The following is a 20,558-nucleotide window of genomic DNA, read 5'->3' as shown; positions in this document are numbered from 1 at the left end:
GTGGGGTGATGGCCTACCAAGGCGACGACGGGTAGCCGGCCTGAGAGGGCGACCGGCCACACTGGGACTGGCACCACCGGCCGTCTCCCGTGCGGGTCGTCCCTGCCCCGGCAGCACGGTTCTGCAAGGTCCCATACGGCCAGACGGCGCGGCCCCAGCTCGCAGTAGGCTTCGGCGCGAGAGCCGGAGCCCCTGACCGATGGGGACACACCTGCCGAGGAGCGCCCCGCATGAGCCTGACCCTGAGGACCATCAGCCGAGAGCAGCATCTGGCGTACATCCAGAATCTGCCTGCGGCGAGCCACATGCAGGTCCCGGCATGGGCCGATGTCAAGGCCGAGTGGCGCTCGGAGAGTCTGGGCTGGTTCGACAAGGACGGACAGCTCGTCGGCGCCGGTCTGGTGCTCTACCGGCAGCTTCCCAAGATCAAGCGCTATCTCGCCTATCTGCCCGAGGGCCCGGTCATCAACTGGTACGCCCCGAATCTGAACGAGTGGCTGCAGCCGATGCTGGCGCATCTCAAGCAGCAGGGCGCCTTCTCCGTGAAGATGGGTCCGCCGGTCGTCATTCGCCGTTGGGACGCGGCCGCCATCAAGTCGGGCATCCAGGACCCGGACGTCAAGCGTCTGCGGGACGTCGAGGCCACCCACATCGAGCCGCGCGCCTTCGAGGTCGCGGACCGGCTGCGGAAGATGGGCTGGCAGCAGGGCGAGGACGGCGGCGCCGGTTTCGGTGACGTGCAGCCCCGCTACGTCTTTCAGGTACCGCTGGCGAACCGGTCGCTGGAGGACGTCCACAAGGGCTTCAACCAGCTGTGGCGACGCAATATCAAGAAGGCCGAGAAGGCCGGCGTCGAGGTCGTCCAGGGCAGTTACGCGGATCTCGCCGAGTGGCAGCGGCTCTACGAGATAACGGCGGAGCGCGACCGCTTCCGTCCGCGTCCGCTGGGCTACTTCCAGCGCATGTGGACGGCGCTCAACAACGAGGACCCCAACCGGATGCGTCTGTACTTCGCCCGGCACGAGGGCGAGAACGTCGCGGCGGCGACCATGCTGATCGTCGGGGGGCACGTCTGGTACTCGTACGGCGCGTCCGCCAACCACAAGCGTGAGGTCCGGCCCTCGAACGCGATGCAGTGGCGGATGCTGCGCGACGCGTACGCCATGGGCGCCACCGTCTACGACCTGCGCGGCATCTCCGACTCGCTGGACGAGACCGACCACCTCTTCGGTCTGATCCAGTTCAAGGTGGGCACGGGCGGGCAGGCCGCCGAGTACCTCGGCGAGTGGGACTTCCCGCTCAACAAGCTGCTGCACAAGGCGCTGGACATCTACATGTCACGTCGCTGACACGCGTCGCCGACAGGCGTCGCCCGGTGACGAAACCGGCTTCATTGGTTTCAATGGGGACTCCGAGTCGGCGCAGCATCCGGCAGAGCCCTCCACGGGTTCCGCGGCCGGCGTTCCGACAAGCTCCGCACACTCCGACACCCCAGCCACCAGAAAGGTTCCGGACGGCCATGGCGCTCTCCCTCTACGTCGACACCGCGCGCTGGCGGGCGCACCAGAAATCCGTCCTCGACCAGTTCCCCGGCCTCGTCCCGGTCTGCAAGGGCAACGGATACGGCTTCGGTCACGAGCGGCTCGCCGACGAGGCCATCCGCTTCGGTTCCGACATGCTCGCCGTCGGCACCACCTATGAGGCGGCCCGCATCAAGGACTGGTTCAGCGGCGATCTCCTGGTCCTCACCCCGTTCCGCCGGGGCGAGGAGCCGGTGCCGCTGCCCGACCGCGTGATTCGTTCCGTGTCCTCCGTGGACGGGGTGCATGCCCTGGTGGGCGCGCGGGTCGTCATCGAGTGCATGAGCTCGATGAAGCGCCACGGAGTCAAGGAGGAGGAGCTCGGGCAGTTGCACGCCGCCATCGAGGACGTACGTCTCGAAGGCTTCGCCCTGCATCTGCCGCTGGACCGCGCGGACGGCTCCGACGCGGTCGAGGAGGTCATCGGCTGGATGGACCGGCTGCGTGCGGCCCGGCTGCCGCTGCACACCATGTTCGTCAGCCATCTGCGCGCCGAGGAGCTGGGCCGGCTCCAGCAGCAGTTCCCGCAGACCCGTTTCCGCGCCCGCATCGGTACCCGGTTGTGGCTGGGCGATCACGAGGCGACGGAGTACCGGGGCGCCGTCCTGGACGTCACGCGCGTCGCCAAGGGCGACCGTTTCGGCTACCGCCAGCAGAAGGCCGCTTCGGACGGCTGGCTGGTGGTCGTCGCGGGCGGTACGTCGCACGGCGTGGGGCTGGAGGCTCCGAAGGCCCTGCACGGTGTGATGCCGCGGGCCAAGGGAGTCGCCAGGGCGGGTCTGGCCACCGTCAACCGGAACCTGTCGCCGTTCGTCTGGGCCGGCAAGCAGCGCTGGTTCGCCGAGCCCCCGCACATGCAGGTGTCGATCCTGTTCGTCCCCTCGGATGCGCAGGAGCCCAAGGTCGGCGACGAACTGGTGGCCCATCTGCGCCACACCACCACCCAGTTCGACCGCCTGGTCGACCGGTAGTCCGACCGTCTCGTCGGCCGGTCACCACGCGCTGGGGCTCTTCCGGGGGCCCTGCCTCCGGAAGCGCCCGGCTCAGTCGACGGCCGGGTCATGCGGCGCGCCCCATTCCACCCGCGGTCCCTCGACCGCGGGTGCGGCGTGCCGCGCCGGATGGGCAGCCCGCCCCAGCACGAACACATCCTCGGCCCCATCGAGCACACCGCCGGACGGATCGTCGCTGCCGTCACGCCGTACGACGTCCCGTTCCGGCATGAGAACGTCCCGTACGACCACGGCGCAGAGGTACAGCGTGCCCAGCAGGTGCAGGGCGATCGCCAGGTGGTAGCCCTCCGCGGGCAGTCCCTGGTGCTTGTCCCCGCTCGTCGTGTACGCGAGGTACATCCAGATGCCCAGGAAGTACATGACCTCGCATGCCTGCCAGATCAGGAAGTCGCGCCAGCGCGGCCTGGCCAGGACGGCCAGCGGGATCAGCCACAGCACGTACTGCGGCGAGTAGACCTTGTTGACGAGGATGAAGGCGGCGACGACGAGAAAGGCGAGCTGCGCGAAGCGCGGCCTGCGCGGTGCCGTCAGCGTCAGCGCACCGACAGCGGCGCACAGCACGAGCGTCGCCAGGGTCGAGACGGTGTTGACGGTCGCGACCTCGAAGCTCTTTCCGGTGCGCTGGGTGATGATCAACCAGAACGAACCGAAGTCGATGCCCCGTTCCTCACTGAAGGTGTAGAACTTCTTCCACCCCTCGGGGGCGAGGACCATCACCGGCAGATTCACCACCAGCCAGGACATCGCCGCGCCGAGCGTCGCCGAACCGAACTCCCGCCACTTGCCCGCACGCCAGCACAGCACGAAGACCGGCCCCAGCAGGAACACGGGGTAGAGCTTGGCGGCGGTGGCGAGCCCGATGAGGATGCCGAACGCCAGCACCCGTCCCCTGGACCACATGAGCATCGCCGCAGCGGTCAGCGCGACAGCCAGCAGGTCCCAGTTGATCGTCGCGGTGAGCGCGAAGGCCGGCGCGAGGGCGACCAGCAGCCCGTCCCAGGGGCGGCGCCGGTGGGTACGGGCGACGCAGACGGCGATGACGACGGCGCAGATCATCAGCATGCCGGCGTTGACCATCCAGTACAGCTGCTCACGGTGCTGGAGGGATCCGCCCGGTGTCAGCCAGGACGCAACCTGCATGAACGCGCCCGTCAGGACGGGGTACTCCAGGTACTGCATGTCGCCGGGCAGCCGGTCGAAGTACGGCAGGAGACCGTCGGAGAAACCACGGGCGGCATACAGATGCGGGATGTCCGAGTAGCAGGCGTGGGTGTACTGCGAACCGGCGCCCCTGAACCACGCCCAGTTGTAGCAGGGCAGCTTCTGCACCATGCCCAGCGCGAACATCCCGAGGGCCACCAGCGCGACGACGGCCACGGGCGTCAGTGCCGTGCCGCCGATCCGCGACCGGCGCCCCGACCGGCCGCCGATGAGCTCGCTGCCGGCCTCGGCGACCTCGTCCTGGTGCGTGGGCCGTACGACGGGCAGTTCCCGGTGCACACTCGTGTCTTCTGCGCTTGGCATGCCGCACATCCTGCCGTACGGGGCTGTGGAAACGGCGAGGGCCGCCGCACCGTGTGGTGCGGCGGCCCTCAGGACGCGGCCGGTCTGCCCGGCCGGGCAGGCATCAGCCCGTCGAGCCCCCGAAGAGGCCACCGTTGCCGTTGCCATTGCCATTGCCGTTCCCGTTGCCGGGTGGCGAGGTGGATGTCGTCGGAGTACTGCTGGCCCCGTCGTTGCCCCCTCCGTTCGAGTTGCCGGAGTTGGTTCCGCCGTTGTCGCTCTGGCAGTTCCAGTCCCATGCGTTACAGGTGTCGCTGGGCTCGGGCTCGGGCAGGGACGGGCTCATCGTCGGCATCTCCGGCACCGTCGGGGACGGCGACGGCGACGCCGTCACGCTGGGCGTCGGCTTGGGGCTCGACGCGCCGCCGCCGTAGACCTTCTCACCGATCGGTGTCGCCTTCGGGAAGTTCTTGACCGGCTTGCCCGCCATGGCCTCGGACATGTAGTCGTGCCAGATCTGGGCCGGGAACGAGGCACCGTGGATCGTCTTCTCGCCACCCGTGCCGTACATCTTCTCGAACTTGCGATCCTTGTTCTTCTCGTCGTCGTCCAGTCGGTACATGCTGATGGCCGTGGACAGCTGCGGGGTGTAGCCGACGAACCAGGCCGACTTGTTGTCGTCCGTCGTACCCGTCTTGCCCGCCACTTCACGGCCGGTGAGCTGCGCGGGGGTACCGGTTCCGTGCTCGACGACGTTCTTCAGGACGTCGGTGACGTTGTCGGCGATCTCCGGGTCGAAGGCGCGCTTGGTGACGTCCTTGTGCCGGTAGATGGCCTTGCCCTCGTACTTCACCTCGGTGACCGAGTAGGGATCGCGCTGCTGACCGCTCGCGGCGAAGGTCGCGTACGCACCCGCCATACGGATCGCACTGGGTGAGGAGGTGCCGATGGAGAACGACGGCACATGGGAGTCCGCCATGCTGCTGTCGTCCTTGAGGCCGGCGGCTATCGCAACGTCCTTCACCTTGTCGGTGCCGACGTCCATGCCGAGCTGCACGTACGGGGAGTTGGCGGACCACTGCATCGCCTCACGAAGGGTGATGTTGCCCTTCGACTCGTTGCCGTCGTTGGTCTGCAGCCACTCCTTGCCGTTCTCGTCGGTCCAGACCGTGCCGTCGTAGTTCTTGATCTTCAGCTTGTTGTCGGCGTTGTAGATGCTCAGCGGCGAGACCTTCTGGCGCTGTGAGGCATCCTGGTCCGCGTCGAGCGAGGGATCGCGCTTGCCGTACTCCATCGCTGCCGCCAGCACGAACGGCTTGAAGGTCGAACCGACCTGCGCACCTGTGGGGTTGGCGTTGTTGGTGTAGTGCTTGGTCGCGTCCTGGCCGCCGTAGATGGCCACGATGGCACCGGTCTCGGGATCGACCGAACCACCGCCGAACTGGACGTGGGTGTCCGTCTCGGGGCGCTGCTTCTCATCGATCTTGGTGTCGTAGACCTTCTGGACCGCGGCGCTGAGCTGTTTGACCTTCTTGCGGTTGAAGGTGGTGTGGATCTCGTAGCCGCCCTGGGCGAGCTTCTCCGCCGTGATGCCCTGGTCGTTGTTGTTGAGGAAGTAGTTCTTGGCGAGGTCGACCAGGTAGCCGGTCTGGCCACCCAGCTGGGCGTTCTTCTTCGGCGGCTTGGGCATCGGGAACTCGGTGTACTTGGCGCGCTCCGTGGCCGAGAGGCGCTTGTCCTTCACCTCCTCGTCGAGGATCCACTTCCAGCGCTTCTTGGCCCGCTCGGTGTTCTTCGCCGCGGTCGCCTCTGCCTCATCGATCTCGGGGGCGCCGGCCGGGTCGTAGTAGGTCGCTCCCTTGAGCAGCGTGGCCAGGAACGCACACTCGCTCGGGTCGAGGTCCTTGGCGTCCTTGTTGTAGTACGTACGGGCCGCCGCCTGGAGCCCTGACGCGCCCCGGCCGTAGTAGGAGATGTTGAGGTAGTCGCGAATGATGTCCTTCTTGTCCATCTTGTTGGCGACCTTGAGCGTGATGAAGAGTTCCTCGAACTTCCGGCTCAGCGTCTGTTCCTGGGACAGGTAGGAGTTCTTCACATACTGCTGGGTGATCGTCGAACCGCCCTGGGTCTGGCCGCCGGTGGCCATGTTGTAGAACGCACGGGCGATGCCCATGGGGTCGATGCCCCGGTCGTGCTCGAAGGACTTGTTCTCGGCCGAGATGACCGCGTTCCGCATGGCCGCGGGAATCTGCTCGTAGCCGATGATCTGACGGTTGGTCTCGCCGCCGGTGGCGACCATCTGCGTGCCGTCGTCCCAGAAGTAGACGTTGTTCTGCGCAGTCGCGGTGTCCTTCACCTTCGGCGTGGCCACCATCGCGTACGCGATGCCGGCCAGACCCATGAGGAGGCCGAGGAACCCGATGCAGAGACCCGAGACCAGCTTCCACGACGGCACCCAGCGCCGCAGGCCGTACTTCCCGGCGCGCGGGTAGTCGATGAAGCGCTTCTTGACGGGCCGCTGGCTGCCGCGGCCACGCCCCCGGCCCGGGCCCTCGTATCCGCTGTCGCCTCCGCCACCGCGACGTCGGCCTCCTCCGCCGCCGCTGCCGCCCCGGCCCCCAGCGCCCCGCTGGGCGGCCCGTCTGGCCTCGGCCCGTCCGCCGTAGGGACGGTCCTCACCATACGAACCGGAGGGTGAACCGGACGTTACTCCGCGTGATGGAGCGGCGCGGCGTCCTGAGGACTGCTGGGCGGCTCGTCTGGCCGCTGCACGCCCACCGTCTTGCGGTTGCGGCGTTTTGCGACGGTGCTCGCTCATGGAACGACTACTCCTCGGGCAGGCAAGAACGCCTGGAAGCTGCAGTTGAGATCCGGTCTCCCGAATCGCGGACCCACCCTGCGACAGGCTCGTCCGCAGCGCATCCGACTAGTCCGCGAAGGCTGACGCGTACAGGCGTCTCACGGTTCCCGGTGGTCTGCATGCCGCACAGACTACGCACGGTCAAAACCCTCCTAGGACCGAACTTCACCTCAAACGACGCAAGTCGGTTCCTACGAATTCACGATGTGACGCCGTTCACGATGACTCCCCTTGTCGCAACGCGGCGGCCGATCTATCGTCATGATGTATCGACTCGATACATCAGCTCGACACAACGGCTCGGCGCAGGGCTTCACAGGAGCACCGGAAGAGAAGGAGGCGGAAATGAGCAGACGTTCAGGCATCCTCGAATTCGCCGTTCTCGGTCTGCTCCGTGAATCCCCCATGCACGGGTACGAGCTGCGCAAGCGCCTCAACACCTCGTTGGGGATCTTCCGCGCCTTCAGCTACGGCACCCTCTATCCCTGCCTCAAGACGCTGGTCGCCAACGGCTGGTTGATCGAGGAACCGGGAAGCTCTCCAGCCGCCCTTCCGCCCACGCCCGGCCGTGCGGTCGCACCTGCCTCCTCACTGGCCGGGCGTCGCGCCAAGATCGTCTACCGGCTGACCGCGGAAGGCAGGGAGCACTTCGAGGAACTGCTCTCGCACACCGGCCCCGACTCCTGGGAGGACGAGCACTTCGCGGCGCGTTTCGCCTTCTTCGGGCAGACGGAGCGCGAGGTCCGGATGCGCGTGCTGGAGGGTCGGCGCAGCCGGCTGGAGGAGCGCCTGGAGAAGATGCGTGCCTCCCTGGCCCGCACTCGCGAGCGCCTCGACGACTACACACTTGAGCTGCAGCGACACGGGATGGAGTCCGTGGAGCGCGAAGTGCGCTGGCTGAACGAGCTCATCGAGAGCGAGCGGTCGGGACGGGATCAGCGACGGTCCTCGCCCGGGAGCGAAGCTCAGCAGAACACCGCAGGAGAGACGGACGGCCTGCCCCGGCACCGGGGTGACACCCCGCCGGATCCGTCCGACGACCCCTCGAAGTGAGGTCCCCGCAGATCCGCGGGACTTCATCAGGAACATCCATTACACACAGGGAGCAACCGGAATGGGTTCGGTTCGCGTAGCCATCGTCGGCGTGGGCAACTGCGCCGCCTCGCTGGTCCAGGGCGTCGAGTACTACAAGGACGCCGACCCGGCCGGCAAGGTGCCTGGTCTGATGCACGTCCAGTTCGGCGACTACCACGTGCGGGACGTCGAGTTCGTCGCCGCCTTCGACGTCGACGCGAAGAAGGTCGGTCTCGACCTCGCGGACGCCATCGGTGCCAGCGAGAACAACACCATCAAGATCGCTGACGTTCCGAGCACCGGCGTCACCGTCCAGCGCGGCCACACCCACGACGGCCTGGGCAAGTACTACCGCCAGACCATCGAGGAGTCGGCCGAGGCCCCGGTCGACGTCGTCCAGGTCCTCAAGGACCGCGAGGTCGACGTCCTCGTCTGCTACCTGCCCGTCGGTTCCGAGGTCGCCGCGAAGTTCTACGCGCAGTGCGCCATCGACGCCAAGGTCGCGTTCGTCAACGCTCTCCCGGTCTTCATCGCCGGCACCAAGGAGTGGGCGGACAAGTTCACCGAGGCCGGTGTTCCGATCGTCGGTGACGACATCAAGTCCCAGGTCGGCGCGACCATCACGCACCGCGTGATGGCGAAGCTCTTCGAGGACCGGGGCGTCATCCTGGACCGCACGATGCAGCTGAACGTCGGCGGCAACATGGACTTCAAGAACATGCTCGAGCGTGAGCGCCTGGAGTCCAAGAAGATCTCCAAGACGCAGGCCGTGACCTCTCAGATCCGCGACCGCGAGCTCGGTGAGAACAACGTCCACATCGGCCCGTCGGACTACGTGGCCTGGCTGGACGACCGCAAGTGGGCGTACGTGCGCCTCGAGGGCCGCGCCTTCGGTGACGTTCCGCTGAACCTCGAGTACAAGCTCGAGGTCTGGGACTCCCCGAACTCCGCCGGTGTCATCATCGACGCCGTCCGCGCCGCGAAGATCGCAAAGGACCGCGGCATCGGTGGCCCGATCCTCTCCGCGTCCTCCTACTTCATGAAGTCCCCGCCGGTCCAGTACTTCGACGACGAGGCCCGCGAGAACGTCGAGAAGTTCATCAAGGGCGAAGTCGCCAACTGACGCGACCGGAAACGGTACGGCGACACGGCGGGGCGGCGTGCGGCAACGCGTCCGCCGCCCCGCGCACACGAGGGTCCCTGGGGCATCCACCCGGGGACCCTCGCCGTATGTGACCCTTGATCGCATGCCAGTCGTAGGTGATCTTCGCGTACTCCTGCGCCTTCGGAACTTCCGTCGTCTGCTCGCCGTACGGCTTCTCTCGCAGTCGGCCGACGGCGTCTACCAAGTGGCGCTGGCGGCCCACGTCGTCTTCTCCCCGGAGAAACAGGCATCTGCGGGGGCCATCGCCTCGACGATGGCTGTTCTCCTGCTGCCGTACTCGCTGATCGGTCCCTTTGCCGGTGTTCTGCTGGACCGCTGGCCACGCCGTCAGGTCTTTCTCTACGGCAATCTGCTGCGTGCCGCTCTCGCTTGCTGCACCGCACTCCTGATCCTCGGCTCCGCACCCGACTGGCTTTTCTACACCTCGGCCCTGTGTGTCACCGCGGTCAATCGCTTCGTGCTCGCGGGACTCTCGGCCGCACTGCCGCGCGTCGTCGACCGAGACCGGTTGGTTCTGGCGAATTCGCTCTCTCCGACCGCCGGCACGCTCGCTGCCACGGCCGGCGGCGGTATCGCCGTCATCGTGCGGGTGGTGCTCGCCGATTCCGATGCCGCGGTGGTGCTGCTAGGCGCCGCTCTCTACCTGGCTTCGGCGCTTACGTCCCTGAGCCTGGCCACCGGTCTCCTCGGACCGGATCCGGACGGGCCCCGCATACGCCTGGGAAAAGCCCTGACCATCACGGCACGAGGGCTGGCCGACGGGTTGCGTCATCTGGCGGAGCGGGGGCAAGCAAGCAAGGCACTGGCCGCCATGACCGTGATCCGCTTCTGCTACGGGGCACTGACGGTGATGGTGCTGATGCTGTGCCGGTATGCCTGGTCCGACAGCGAGTCCGAGGGCCTGGCGCTCCTCGGACTGGCGGTGGCCGTCTCCGGGGCGGGGTTCTTCATGGCTGCCCTGGTGACACCTTGGGCGGTGGGACGGCTCGGCCGGTTCCGCTGGATGGCGGTGTGCGCGGCGGCGGCCGCCGTCCTCGAACCCGCGCTGGGGCTGTGGTTCCTCCCCGTGCCGACACTCCTCGCGGCCTTCGTCCTCGGCCTCATCAGCCAGGGGGCAAAGATCGCGACGGACACGGAGGTGCAGACCTCGGTGGACGACGCCTTCCGCGGGCGGGTCTTCTCCCTCTACGACGTCTTGTTCAACGTGGCGTTCGTGGGTGCCGCCGCGGTTGTCGCCCTGATGCTGCCGCCTGATGGCCGCTCGTTCATCGTGGTGATCTGGGTGGCCGCGCTCTACGCAGTCGCTGCCGCGATGCTGTTCCGATGGAGCCGCTCCGACAGGGCGTTCTAGCGCATGTTTCGGCGGCGGGCCGTTTCACGTGAAACACGCCCCCTGCCACAACGGGGCGTGGTCATGTTTCACGTGAAACATGACCACTCCTTGCCTCGTGCTCCTGCCGCTCAGTTCTGTGCGGCCCACCACGCCCTGAGCTTCTCGACCGCCGCGTCATGCCCCAGTGGCCCATGCTCCAGCCGCAGCTCCAGCAGGAACGCATAGGCCTGGCCGATCACCGGACCGGGACCGACCCCCAGGATCTTCATGATCTCGTTGCCATCGAGGTCGGGCCGGATGGCATCCAGCTCCTCCTGCTCCTGCAGCTGCGCAATGCGCTCCTCAAGTCCGTCGTAGGTCCGTGAGAGAGCGGCCGCCTTGCGCTTGTTCCGCGTCGTGCAGTCCGATCGCGTCAGCTTGTGCAGGCGCTCCAGCAGGGGGCCCGCATCACGCACGTACCGACGCACCGCGGAGTCGGTCCACTCGCCGTCGCCGTAACCGTGGAAACGCAGATGCAGCTCCACGAGCTTCGAGACGTCCTTGATCATGTCATTGGAGTACTTGAGTGCCGCCATCCGCTTCTTGACCATCTTGGCGCCCACCACCTCGTGGTGATGGAACGAGACACGGCCGTCCTTCTCGAAGCGCCGCGTCCTCGGCTTGCCGATGTCGTGAAGGAGAGCAGCAAGGCGCAGAACCAGATCCGGGCCGTCCTCCTCCAGGTCGATCGCCTGCTCCAGGACAGTCAGCGAATGCTCGTAGACATCCTTGTGACGGTGATGCTCATCACTTTCCAGGCGCAGCGCCGGGAGCTCCGGCAGCACCTGCTGTGCCAGCCCCGTATCGACGAGCAGGGCCAGCCCCTTGCGGGGGTTGGCGGAGAGCAGCAGCTTGTTGAGTTCCTCCCTGACCCGCTCCGCGGACACGATCTCGATTCGCCCGGCCATTTCCGTCATCGCCGCGACCACGTCGGGAGCGACGTCGAAGTCCAACTGGGCGGCGAAGCGGGCGGCACGGAGCATGCGCAGCGGGTCGTCGGAGAACGACTCCTCGGGGGTGCCAGGAGTACGCAGCACCCGCTCGGCAAGGTCCTCCCGGCCACCGTGGGGATCGATGAAGTCCTTCTGCGGAAGGGCTACGGCCATCGCGTTGACCGTGAAGTCACGACGGACGAGGTCTTCCTCGATGGAGTCGCCGTAGGACACCTCGGGCTTGCGCGAGTTCCTGTCGTACGCCTCCGACCTGTAGGTGGTGACCTCGATCTGGTAACCGTCCTTCTGGATACCCACGGTGCCGAAGGCGATCCCGACCTCCCAGACCGAGTCGGCCCACGGCCGGACGATCTTCAGTACGGCTTCCGGGCGGGCATCGGTCGTGAAGTCCAGGTCGTTCCCGAGCCTGCCGAGAAGCGCGTCCCGGACCGAGCCACCGACCAGAGCGAGACTGAATCCGGCATCCTGGAAACGGTCGGCGAGGTCATCGGCGACCGGGGACACCCGCAGCAGTTCGCTGACTGCGCGGTGCTGCACCAGGGTCAGGGCACGGGAGCTGTCTTCTTTGGCGTTCGACACAACAGAAAAGGGTACGTGCCCGGACCGGCCCGGTCGCCCTGGTTTCATCCCGCTGCAAGACTCCTCCGATCATGGAGCGGACTCCGCAGCACGTCCCTGCCGCGCGCATCGTTACCATGCGGGGACGCAGCAACCGACAACCATCGACACCAGTAGACGACGAGGGACGGGTAGGCGCGTGGCCGAGGCGGCAGACAATCAGGGCATCGGTCCCTCTCCTGCACGCCGGTGGCTGCGGCGCACAGCTTCCCTGATCATCGGGGCACCCCTCGTGGCGGCTCTGCTGGCCGTACCGGCCGCTCCTGCCGCACAAGCCGGCGTGCCCGCCAAGACCCCCACCGGCTCCGAAACGGTCAAGGTCTCGCTGGACACCGTCTCTCCGAGTGCACCGGTGAAGGGCGACACGCTGACCGTCGCCGGCACCGTGACCAACAGGGGCAAGGACACGATCACGCAGGCGCAGGTCGATCTGCGGGTGGGTTCGAGGCTCTTCGGCCGGACGTCGATCGACACCGCTGCCCAGCGCACCGGCTATGTCCCCGGCGGCGACCCCGCCCCGCTCGGCGGCGCCTACACCGTGAAGTTCGCGAAGCTTCGTTCCGGCACAAGCCAGGACTTCACCCTGTCCGTCCCGGTCGACGAGCTGGACCTCGGTGACGACGGCGTCTACCAACTCGGTGTCTCCCTGACGGGACAGACGGCGCACGCTCCGTACGACCATGTCCTGGGGATCCAGCGCACCTTCCTGCCCTGGCAGGAGGAGGAACGTGACTCCAGGACGAAGATCACCTATCTCTGGCCACTCATCGCATCGGCCCATGTCACTGCCGAGACCAACTCCGACGATCAGCAGACACCCGTGTTCGCCGACGACGACCTGGCCGCCGAACTCGCTCCCGGCGGCCGCCTGGAGCAGATGGTCTCGCTGGGCAGTCAGCTGCCTGTGACGTGGGTCATCGACCCTGATCTGCTGGCCGGCGTCGACGCCATGGCGACGGGCTACCGCGTGAAGTCCGGTGACACCACCGTCACCGGCAAGAATCACGCCGTCGCCAAGAAGTGGCTCACCTCGCTGGAGGCCGCCGTCTCCGACAGCAAGGTCGTCGCGCTGCCGTTCGCCGACCCCGATCTGGCGTCCCTCGCGCATCGCGGCAAGAACGTGTCGGGCGCTCTCAGCCACCTGCAGACCGCCACCGAACTGGCCGGGTCAACGGTGCAGACCGTCCTTCATGTGAAGCCGTCGACCGACTTCGCGTGGCCTGTGGACGGGGCCATCGACCCGTCGATCGTCGACGTCGCCACCTCGGCCGGTGCCCACAAGGTGATCGCCCGCAGCGACAGCCTCGAGGAGACCGGCGGTCTGTCGTACACGCCGACCGCGGCCCGGCCGATCGGCGGCGGGACGACCGCGGTGGTCTCCGATGCCCGGCTCTCCACCGCCTTCGAGGGCGACATGTCGAAAGCCGGCAGCTCCACCCTGGCCGTGCAGAAGTTCCTCGCTCTGACCCTCGCCCTGTCCGAACAGGACACCGACGAGGAACGGAGCATCGTCGTCGCACCACAGAGGATGCCGACGGCCGCCCAGGCCCAGTCGATGGCCACCGCCCTGCACGCCCTCGACGACGGACGCTGGACGAAGCCCCTCGGGCTCGTGGAGGCGGCCGAGGCCAAGCCCGACTCGGACGCGACGACCACCATCCCGCGGTCGTCCCAGTACCCGAAGAAGCTTCGCAGCCAGGAGCTGCCCACCCAGGCGTTCCAGGACATCAAGTCCACCCAGGTGTCGCTCAACAACTTCCAGGTCATCCTCACGCAGCCCGAGCGGGTGGTGTCGCCCTTCGGCAACGCCGTCAACCGGTCCATGTCGACCTCGTGGCGTGGCAGGCCGCTGGAGGCCCAGCAGTACCGGGACTCGGTACGCACCTATCTGCAGAGCCTCGTCAACGAGGTACAGATCATCTCGAAGTCGGACGTCACCCTGTCCGGGCGCAGCGCCACGATCCCGGTGACCGTGCAGAACAGGCTGTTGCAGGGTGTGGACCATCTGGTCCTCCGGCTGAAGTCGGAGAACGCGACCCGGCTCAACTTGAACGACGGCGGTGCTGTGGCGGAGCGGCCGATCCGTATCGCCGCCGGGCACAGCCAGTCCGTGAAGTTCGATGCCGCGGCCAACGTCAATGGCCAGGTGCAGATGACCGCACAGCTCTACACCGAGGACGGCACGCCCTACGGCGGAGAGATGCACTTCACCGTGAAGGTCTCGGAGGTCACCCCGACCGTCCTGCTGGTGATCGCCGGCGGGCTGCTGCTTCTGGTCCTCGCGGGCATCAGGATGTACACCCAGCGCAAGCGGGCCAACGCCGATGGCACCGACGGTGACAACGGAGGTGAACCCGAGCAGCCGAGTGACCCGACTCCGGACACCAGTCCGGAAAGCAGGGCTCCATCGGACTCGGGTGAGAAAGTGGAACGTTGAGCAATGTCTGTCGTGGCCGGTCGGTCAGGGACGATGAGGTGGGGTTTCGATGAGCGCGCCGTACGACGGTGACCACGGTCAAGGTGCGGGCAGAGCCGGGTATCCCGGCGGGCCCCCACTGCCTCCCGGGCCTGACCAGATTCCGCCGGCTCCCGATCCGTACCTCCAGGCCGCGTACGACCACGACCCCTACCGGGCCCAGGATCTGTCCGTCCAGGACCCGGTGACCGAGGCGCTGTACGACCGCGCAGCACATCCACCGCCACCGCCGGGCACCTACCAGCAGCCCCAGCCGCTCTATCAGCAGCCGCCCGCGGCGCAGTACGCGCCCGATCCTCGTATCTGGGCTCAGACCCCTCCGCCGGAGCCCGACGGGCCCTCGCGGCACCTGCCTTACGGTGACGACCCGGCGACCACCCAGTTCGTCGGTGTGGACGATCTCGTCGGCGGTTCATACCAGGACCAAGAACAGCCGGATGCCTTCGCCCACCTGTTCCGGGACCAGGAGGGCCCGACGGGCTCCTCCCCCGTTCCGTCCGAGCCGACGCCGACCCCGGCGCCCGCACCGCCCAAATCTGGCGGCCGGGCCTCCGGCCTGCTGAAGTCCAGCGCGGTGATGGCGGCCGGCACGCTCGTGTCCCGGCTCACCGGATTCGTCCGCAGCCTCGTGATCACCGCCGCCCTCGGGGCGGCACTGCTCGGCGACAGCTTCACCATCGCGTACACCCTGCCGACGATGATCTACATCCTCACCGTTGGCGGCGGGCTGAACTCGGTCTTCGTTCCCCAGCTCGTCCGTTCGATGGAGGACGACGAGGACGGCGGCGAGGCGTATGCCAACCGGCTGCTGACGCTCGTGATGGTCGCTCTCGGTGTGATCGTCGCGATCGCCGTGTTCGCTGCCCCCTGGCTGATCCACCTGATGTCGCCGACGATCGCCGGGGACGCGGCCGCCAACAGTGTCGCGGTGACCTTCGCCCGCTACTGCCTGCCGACCATCTTCTTCATGGGTGTGCATGTCGTGATGGGGCAGATCCTCAACGCCCGCGGCAGGTTCGGGGCGATGATGTGGACTCCGGTCCTCAACAACATCGTCATGATCTTCACGTTCGGCATGTTCATCTGGGTCTACGGCACCTCCGCCGAATCCCGGATGGGTGTCCAGACGATCCCGCCGGAGGGTGTCCGGCTCCTGGGCATCGGCACCCTGCTCGGTCTTGTCGTCCAGGCCCTGGCCATGATCCCGTACCTGCGTGAGGCCGGCTTCCGCTTCCGCCCGCGCTTCGACTGGAAGGGCCACGGACTCGGCAAGACGATCAAGCTGGCCAAGTGGACCGTCCTGTTCGTCCTGGCCAACCAGGCCGGCGTCCTGGTCGTCACACAGCTCGCCACCTCGGCGGGCAAACTGTCCGGCAAGGACGGCACCGGCTTCCTCGCCTACTCCAACGCTCAGCTCATCTGGGGCATGCCGCAGGCGATCATCACCGTGTCGGTCATGGCGGCGCTCCTGCCGCGCATCTCCCGGGCCGCCCACGACAACGATCCCGGCGCCGTTCGCGACGACATCTCCCAGGGACTGCGGAACTCTGCCGTCGCCATCGTGCCGGTGGCCTTCGCGTTCCTCGCTCTCGGCCTGCCGATGTGCACCCTTCTGTACTCCTCCGCGGGGACCGAAGCCGCCCGTTCCATGGGCTTCATCCTCATGGCCTTCGGTCTCGGCCTGATCCCGTACTCCGTGCAGTACGTGGTCCTGCGCGGCTTCTACGCCTACGAGGACACCCGGACCCCCTTCTACAACACGGTCATCGTCGCCGCGGTCAACGCGGCCGCCTCGGCCCTCTGCTACGTGGTGCTGCCGGCCCAGTGGGCCGTGGTCGGCATGGCCGCCTCGTACGGGCTCGCCTACGCCGTCGGCGTGGGCATCGCCTGGCGGCGGCTGCGCAACCGGCTGGGCGGCGATCTGGACGGCGCCCACGTCGTGCGCACCTATGCCCGTCTGTGCCTGGCCGCCATCCCGGCAGCGGTGCTCGGTGGCGGTCTCGGTTTCGCCGTTCTCCTGGGCCTCGGCGAAGGTGCCTTCGGTTCCCTCGTCGCGCTGATCCTCGGTGGGGCCGTTCTGCTGGGGGTCTTCTTCGTCGCCGCCAAGCGGATGCGGATCGAGGAGATCAACGGCATGGTCGGCATGGTGCGAGGGCGGCTCGGGCGCTGACGATCATCGACTGCACAACCATCACCGCCCTCTGCGTGTCGTGCATTGCGCCGAAGTGTGGGCACAATTGGCGTGACTGTGCAGAGCTGCTGGCATCGCGCAACGGATGGGGAGGCAGGAACGACGGTGGCGGAACGTAGCACGGCTGCCGTCGACGTGGCCGACAACAGCGGGGATGAACCGCTGGCCGCCAAGGCGGACGAGGCCATGGCCGACGGGACGGCAGAAGCTCAGGACACAACGGGCACGGAGCCGCAGGACACGGACGGTGAGCGCACCAGCACCGAGGACGCCCTGCCCACCCCTGATCTGCACAGCGGACACAAACTCGCCAGACGCTACCGTCTCGAGGAGTGCGTCACCCGTCTGGACGGATTCAGCAGCTGGCGTGCTGTGGACGAGAAGCTGCGCCGCGCGGTGGGCGTCCATCTGCTCCCCGCCGATCACCCCCGAGCCCGCTCCGTGCTGGCCGCAGCCCGGTCCTCCGCCCTGCTCGGCGACCCGCGCTTCGTGCAGGTACTCGACGCGGTGGAGGAGGACGACCTCGTCTACATCGTCCATGAATGGCTCCCCGACGCCACCGAGCTCACCTCTCTGCTGGCCGCGGGGCCGATGGACGCGCACGACGCCTACCAGCTCGTCAGCCAGGTCTCCCAGGCCATGGCCGCCGCGCACCGAGAAGGTCTCGCGCACCTGAGGCTGACTCCCGGCGCGGTGCTGCGCAGCTCGACCGGGCAGTACCGGATCCGCGGCCTCGCGGTGAACGCCGCCCTGCGGGGTATCACCGCCGACCGGCCCCAGCGTGCGGACACCGAGGCCATCGGTGCTCTGCTCTACGCCGCGCTGACCCAGCGCTGGCCGTACGAGACGGACGCCTACGGACTGTCCGGACTGCCCAAGGGAGTGGGGCTGCTCGCCCCCGACCAGGTCCGGGCCGGTGTGCACCGCGGTCTCTCAGAGCTCGCCATGCGTGCGCTGGCCAATGACGGCGCCACGGCGTCCCGCCAGGAACAGCCGTGCACCACCCCGGACGAGCTGGCCAAGGCCGTGGCCGCGATACCTCGCATCCGTCCCCCGGAGCCCCTCTTCACGGCGCCTCCGGAGTACCGGCGCACGACCTACCAGCAGGGCACCTACGGACACCCGCCCGCAGGCCCCGGTGCCGCACCGCAACCCGTGATCGCCGCACCGCCGGCCCCGCTCCAGAGCCGTACGGGCAAGGCCCTCAAGTGGGTGGTGTCCGCACTGCTCATCGCCGCCCTGGGCCTCGGCAGCTGGCAGCTCGCCGAGACGCTCATCAACCGCAGCAAGGACTCGGGGTCCGACGACACCACACAGACCAGCCCGGCGAACGGCGACAACAAGCCTCCGGCCTCGACCGAACCACTGCGCATCGCCGATGCGACGGAATTCATGCCCAGCGGTTCGGGAATAAGCCAGAAGGAGGTCCCCCACGCGGTCGACGGCGACGCCGCCACCGCCTGGATCACCCCTCAGTACCTGGGCTATGCGAACTTTGGCAATCTCGCACCCCGCAAGGACGGCAGCGGCATAGTCGTCGACCTGGGCAGCGTTCAGGACGTCACCGGCATCAAGGCCCAGATGTTCCGCAGTGGACAGAAGGCCGAGGTGCTTGCAGCCGATGCCGGCGCCTCCGCTCCCTCGGCACTCTCGGACTTCCCTCAGCGCCTCACGAAACTGGAAACCGTGGGGACCGAACTGAAGAAGACCTGGGACAAGCCCGTACGGACGCGCTACGTCCTGATCCACATCACCGAACTGCCATCGGACGGAACATCCCATGGCTATCGGGGTGGGATCTCGGAGATCTCGGTACTCGGCTGACGGAGCAGGCCGGTGGGAGTCCATCCCACCGGCCTTTCGCGCTTGTCCGCCCGCTGACGGGCCTGCGATCCCTCTGGCGGACTGCGCATCTCCTGACCTCTGCCCCTGATCACTCGCATCGTGATAGACAGGCGCACCGCGACACACAGAGAGGGGGGAGGGGGAGGTGGCCGCCGAGCCGTCGGAACAACTCAGCGACTCAGACCTCCTCGCTCGCCATGTGGGCGGCGACGCCGACGCTTTCGGCGAACTCGTACGGCGCCACCGCAACCGGTTGTGGGCCGTGGCACTGCGCACTCTGGGAGACCGGGAGGAAGCCGCCGACGCCGTCCAGGACGCCCTGGTATCCGCCTTCCGAGCCGCCCATACCTTCCGCGGCCAGTCCGCCGTCAGCACCTGGCTGCACCGCATCACGGTCAATGCCTGCCTCGACCGGGCTCGCAAGGCGGCCACGCGCAAGACTTCACCGGTCGATGACACCCAACGCCTCGAGCGGCTTCTCGAGCCGCACGAGTCCGCCGAGGCGCCGGCAGAACGCCGGGACCTGCATCGCGAGCTTCTGGCCGCGCTCGCCACTCTCCCCGCCGAGCAGCGTGCCGCCCTGGTCCTGGTGGACATGCAGGGCTACCCCGTGGCCGAGGCTGCGAGGATCCTCGATGTCCCGACCGGAACCGTGAAAAGCCGCTGCGCGCGAGGCCGGGCCCGGTTGGCACCTCTGCTCACCCATCTCCGCAGCGAAGGCCCAGCCGATGAACCCGCCGCGGAAAGGAACCGAACATCGCGTGCGTCCGTCCCACCCGCATCGGGACCGAAGGATGCGGGGACAAGCGATCCTGCCGCAGTGAAGGGCGGAGGTGGGCAAGCATGACCTCAACGACCGACACCACCCGGCACCCGGATGTTTCGGAAATCTCCGACCTCACAGAAGGTCTGCTGTCGGCCCCGCATGCGGCAGAGGTGCGTGACCATGTGGCCGGCTGCGAGCTCTGCGGTGGTGTCCGGACCTCCCTCCTGGAGATCCGTGAACTTCTTGGCACTGTGCCTGCACCACAGGACATGCCCGAGGACATCGCGGGCCGTATCGACGCCGCGCTTGCCGCCGAAGCCCTCCATAACGCAGCACCGGATGGCGCGGCGCATGTTTCACGTGAAACAGAGCGCTCCGCAGTACGGGGGCCGGACGCAGACGCCGGTCCTCCCAGCCGCCGACCCGGCCGCCCCGAAGGACATCCCGGAGCGACCACCGGTCCCGGCCGCCGCCCCGGCCGCCGACCCGGCCGGCGCTCCCGACGCCGCGCGGTCGCACTCGGGGCCGTTCTCGGTGCAGCCATGGTCGCGGTGAGCGTTTTCATGATGCAGAACGTCCAGCCGTCCCAGGAGAGCTCCGCCGCTCTGAAGGCGGCGGACCATAGCTCCAGCTCAGCGGCAAAGGTCTCACCTCCCTTCTCGGAGTCCGCACTCAAGGGGCGGGTCCAGCGGCTTCTCCAGAGCACCGGCACGAAGCCATCGGGTTCAGACGGTGTCCTCGCCGAGGAGCAGACGCCATCCAGCGAGGCTGGATCGACTTCCCCGAGCGACTCCAGCGCCTCCGAATCCCCTCGAACATCCTTCACACCGACCGTGTCGGTCCCTGCCTGTGTGGAGCGGGGCATCGGGCGGAAGACTCCGGCCCTCGCCATGGAAGAAGGCACGTTCGACGGTGTGGACGCCCTTCTCGTCGTCCTGCCTCACCCTTCCGACCCGGCCCTCGTTCAGGCGTATGTCGTCGATGCGGCCTGCGTCCGACAGGAGTCCGCCCAGGAGTCCGTCGCCAAGGGAGAGCTACTGCTGACTCACACCTACCCACGCCCCTGAGAACGACGCCGGACGCCGTCCGGCACGTCGGGAATGCATCCCCCGTAGGATCCGTTGGGTGGGGTGAGAGTCGTT

13 protein-coding genes are annotated in these 20,558 nt (G+C 67.7%); 10 read left to right on the top strand and 3 right to left on the bottom strand.

The window, feature by feature from the left end; all coding sequences use genetic code 11:
- Positions 1-230 precede the first annotated feature (230 nt).
- Together AB0L71_RS17215 and AB0L71_RS17210 are read left to right on the top strand one after the other, a co-directional pair.
- The gene (locus AB0L71_RS17215; RefSeq protein ID WP_365243314.1) at positions 231-1,349 is read left to right on the top strand and encodes a peptidoglycan bridge formation glycyltransferase FemA/FemB family protein; all 1,119 of its coding nucleotides are present in this window, start codon (positions 231-233) and stop codon (positions 1,347-1,349) included.
- Positions 1,350-1,519: 170 nt separating this feature from the next.
- Positions 1,520-2,551: an alanine racemase gene (locus tag AB0L71_RS17210; RefSeq protein WP_365243312.1), complete on the top strand. Its 1,032-nt coding sequence runs from the start codon at positions 1,520-1,522 to the stop codon at positions 2,549-2,551.
- A gap of 72 nt (positions 2,552-2,623) precedes the next feature.
- On the opposite strand, the gene AB0L71_RS17205 is transcribed toward AB0L71_RS17210, so the two are convergent.
- Both AB0L71_RS17205 and AB0L71_RS17200 read right to left on the bottom strand, forming a co-directional pair.
- Entirely contained in the window at positions 2,624-4,117 is a 1,494-nt protein-coding gene (locus AB0L71_RS17205) for a glycosyltransferase 87 family protein (protein ID WP_365243310.1), read from the bottom strand.
- Positions 4,118-4,220: 103 nt separating this feature from the next.
- Positions 4,221-6,914, bottom strand: coding sequence for a transglycosylase domain-containing protein (locus tag AB0L71_RS17200; RefSeq protein ID WP_365243308.1), 2,694 nt, complete (start codon positions 6,912-6,914; stop codon positions 4,221-4,223).
- Between the two features lie 387 nt (positions 6,915-7,301).
- On the opposite strand from AB0L71_RS17200, the gene AB0L71_RS17195 reads away from it, so the two are divergent.
- The 3 genes from AB0L71_RS17195 (at position 7,302) to AB0L71_RS17185 (ending at position 10,546) form a co-directional block, all read left to right on the top strand.
- Complete coding sequence (locus tag AB0L71_RS17195; protein ID WP_365243306.1) at positions 7,302-8,009, top strand: helix-turn-helix transcriptional regulator; 708 nt, start codon at positions 7,302-7,304, stop codon at positions 8,007-8,009.
- Between the two features lie 61 nt (positions 8,010-8,070).
- Positions 8,071-9,153, top strand: coding sequence for an inositol-3-phosphate synthase (locus tag AB0L71_RS17190; RefSeq protein ID WP_365243304.1), 1,083 nt, complete (start codon positions 8,071-8,073; stop codon positions 9,151-9,153).
- Between the two features lie 124 nt (positions 9,154-9,277).
- Complete coding sequence (locus AB0L71_RS17185; RefSeq protein WP_365243302.1) at positions 9,278-10,546, top strand: MFS transporter; 1,269 nt, start codon at positions 9,278-9,280, stop codon at positions 10,544-10,546.
- A 110-nt stretch (positions 10,547-10,656) separates the two neighbouring features.
- Here the strand turns inward: AB0L71_RS17185 and AB0L71_RS17180 are convergent, their stop codons facing one another.
- On the bottom strand, positions 10,657-12,099 hold the full coding sequence (locus tag AB0L71_RS17180; protein ID WP_365243300.1) for a CCA tRNA nucleotidyltransferase: 1,443 nt from the start codon (positions 12,097-12,099) through the stop codon (positions 10,657-10,659).
- Between the two features lie 178 nt (positions 12,100-12,277).
- Here AB0L71_RS17180 and AB0L71_RS17175 point away from each other — a divergent pair, with 178 nt between their 5' ends.
- From AB0L71_RS17175 to AB0L71_RS17155, 5 genes are all read left to right on the top strand, one after another.
- Positions 12,278-14,575 carry a DUF6049 family protein gene (locus AB0L71_RS17175; RefSeq protein WP_365243298.1) on the top strand — a complete coding sequence of 766 codons (2,298 nt, stop codon included), beginning with the start codon at positions 12,278-12,280 and terminating at the stop codon, positions 14,573-14,575.
- Positions 14,576-14,624: 49 nt separating this feature from the next.
- Positions 14,625-16,784, top strand: a complete 2,160-nt coding sequence (murJ, locus tag AB0L71_RS17170) for a murein biosynthesis integral membrane protein MurJ (protein WP_365243296.1) — start codon at positions 14,625-14,627, stop codon at positions 16,782-16,784.
- A gap of 126 nt (positions 16,785-16,910) precedes the next feature.
- Complete coding sequence (locus AB0L71_RS17165; RefSeq protein ID WP_365243294.1) at positions 16,911-18,629, top strand: serine/threonine protein kinase; 1,719 nt, start codon at positions 16,911-16,913, stop codon at positions 18,627-18,629.
- A gap of 166 nt (positions 18,630-18,795) precedes the next feature.
- On the top strand, positions 18,796-19,497 hold the full coding sequence (sigM, locus tag AB0L71_RS17160; protein ID WP_365243292.1) for an RNA polymerase sigma factor SigM: 702 nt from the start codon (positions 18,796-18,798) through the stop codon (positions 19,495-19,497).
- A gap of 752 nt (positions 19,498-20,249) precedes the next feature.
- Positions 20,250-20,483, top strand: coding sequence for a hypothetical protein (locus AB0L71_RS17155; RefSeq protein WP_365243290.1), 234 nt, complete (start codon positions 20,250-20,252; stop codon positions 20,481-20,483).
- The last annotated feature ends 75 nt before the right edge of the window (positions 20,484-20,558 follow it).

Origin of the sequence: Streptomyces sp. NPDC052052, from assembly GCF_040680455.1 — a bacterium.
Lineage (GTDB): Bacteria > Actinomycetota > Actinomycetes > Streptomycetales > Streptomycetaceae > Streptomyces.
The sequence above is the reverse complement of the archived record's forward strand: the minus strand, read 5'-3'. Positions and strand labels throughout refer to the sequence as shown.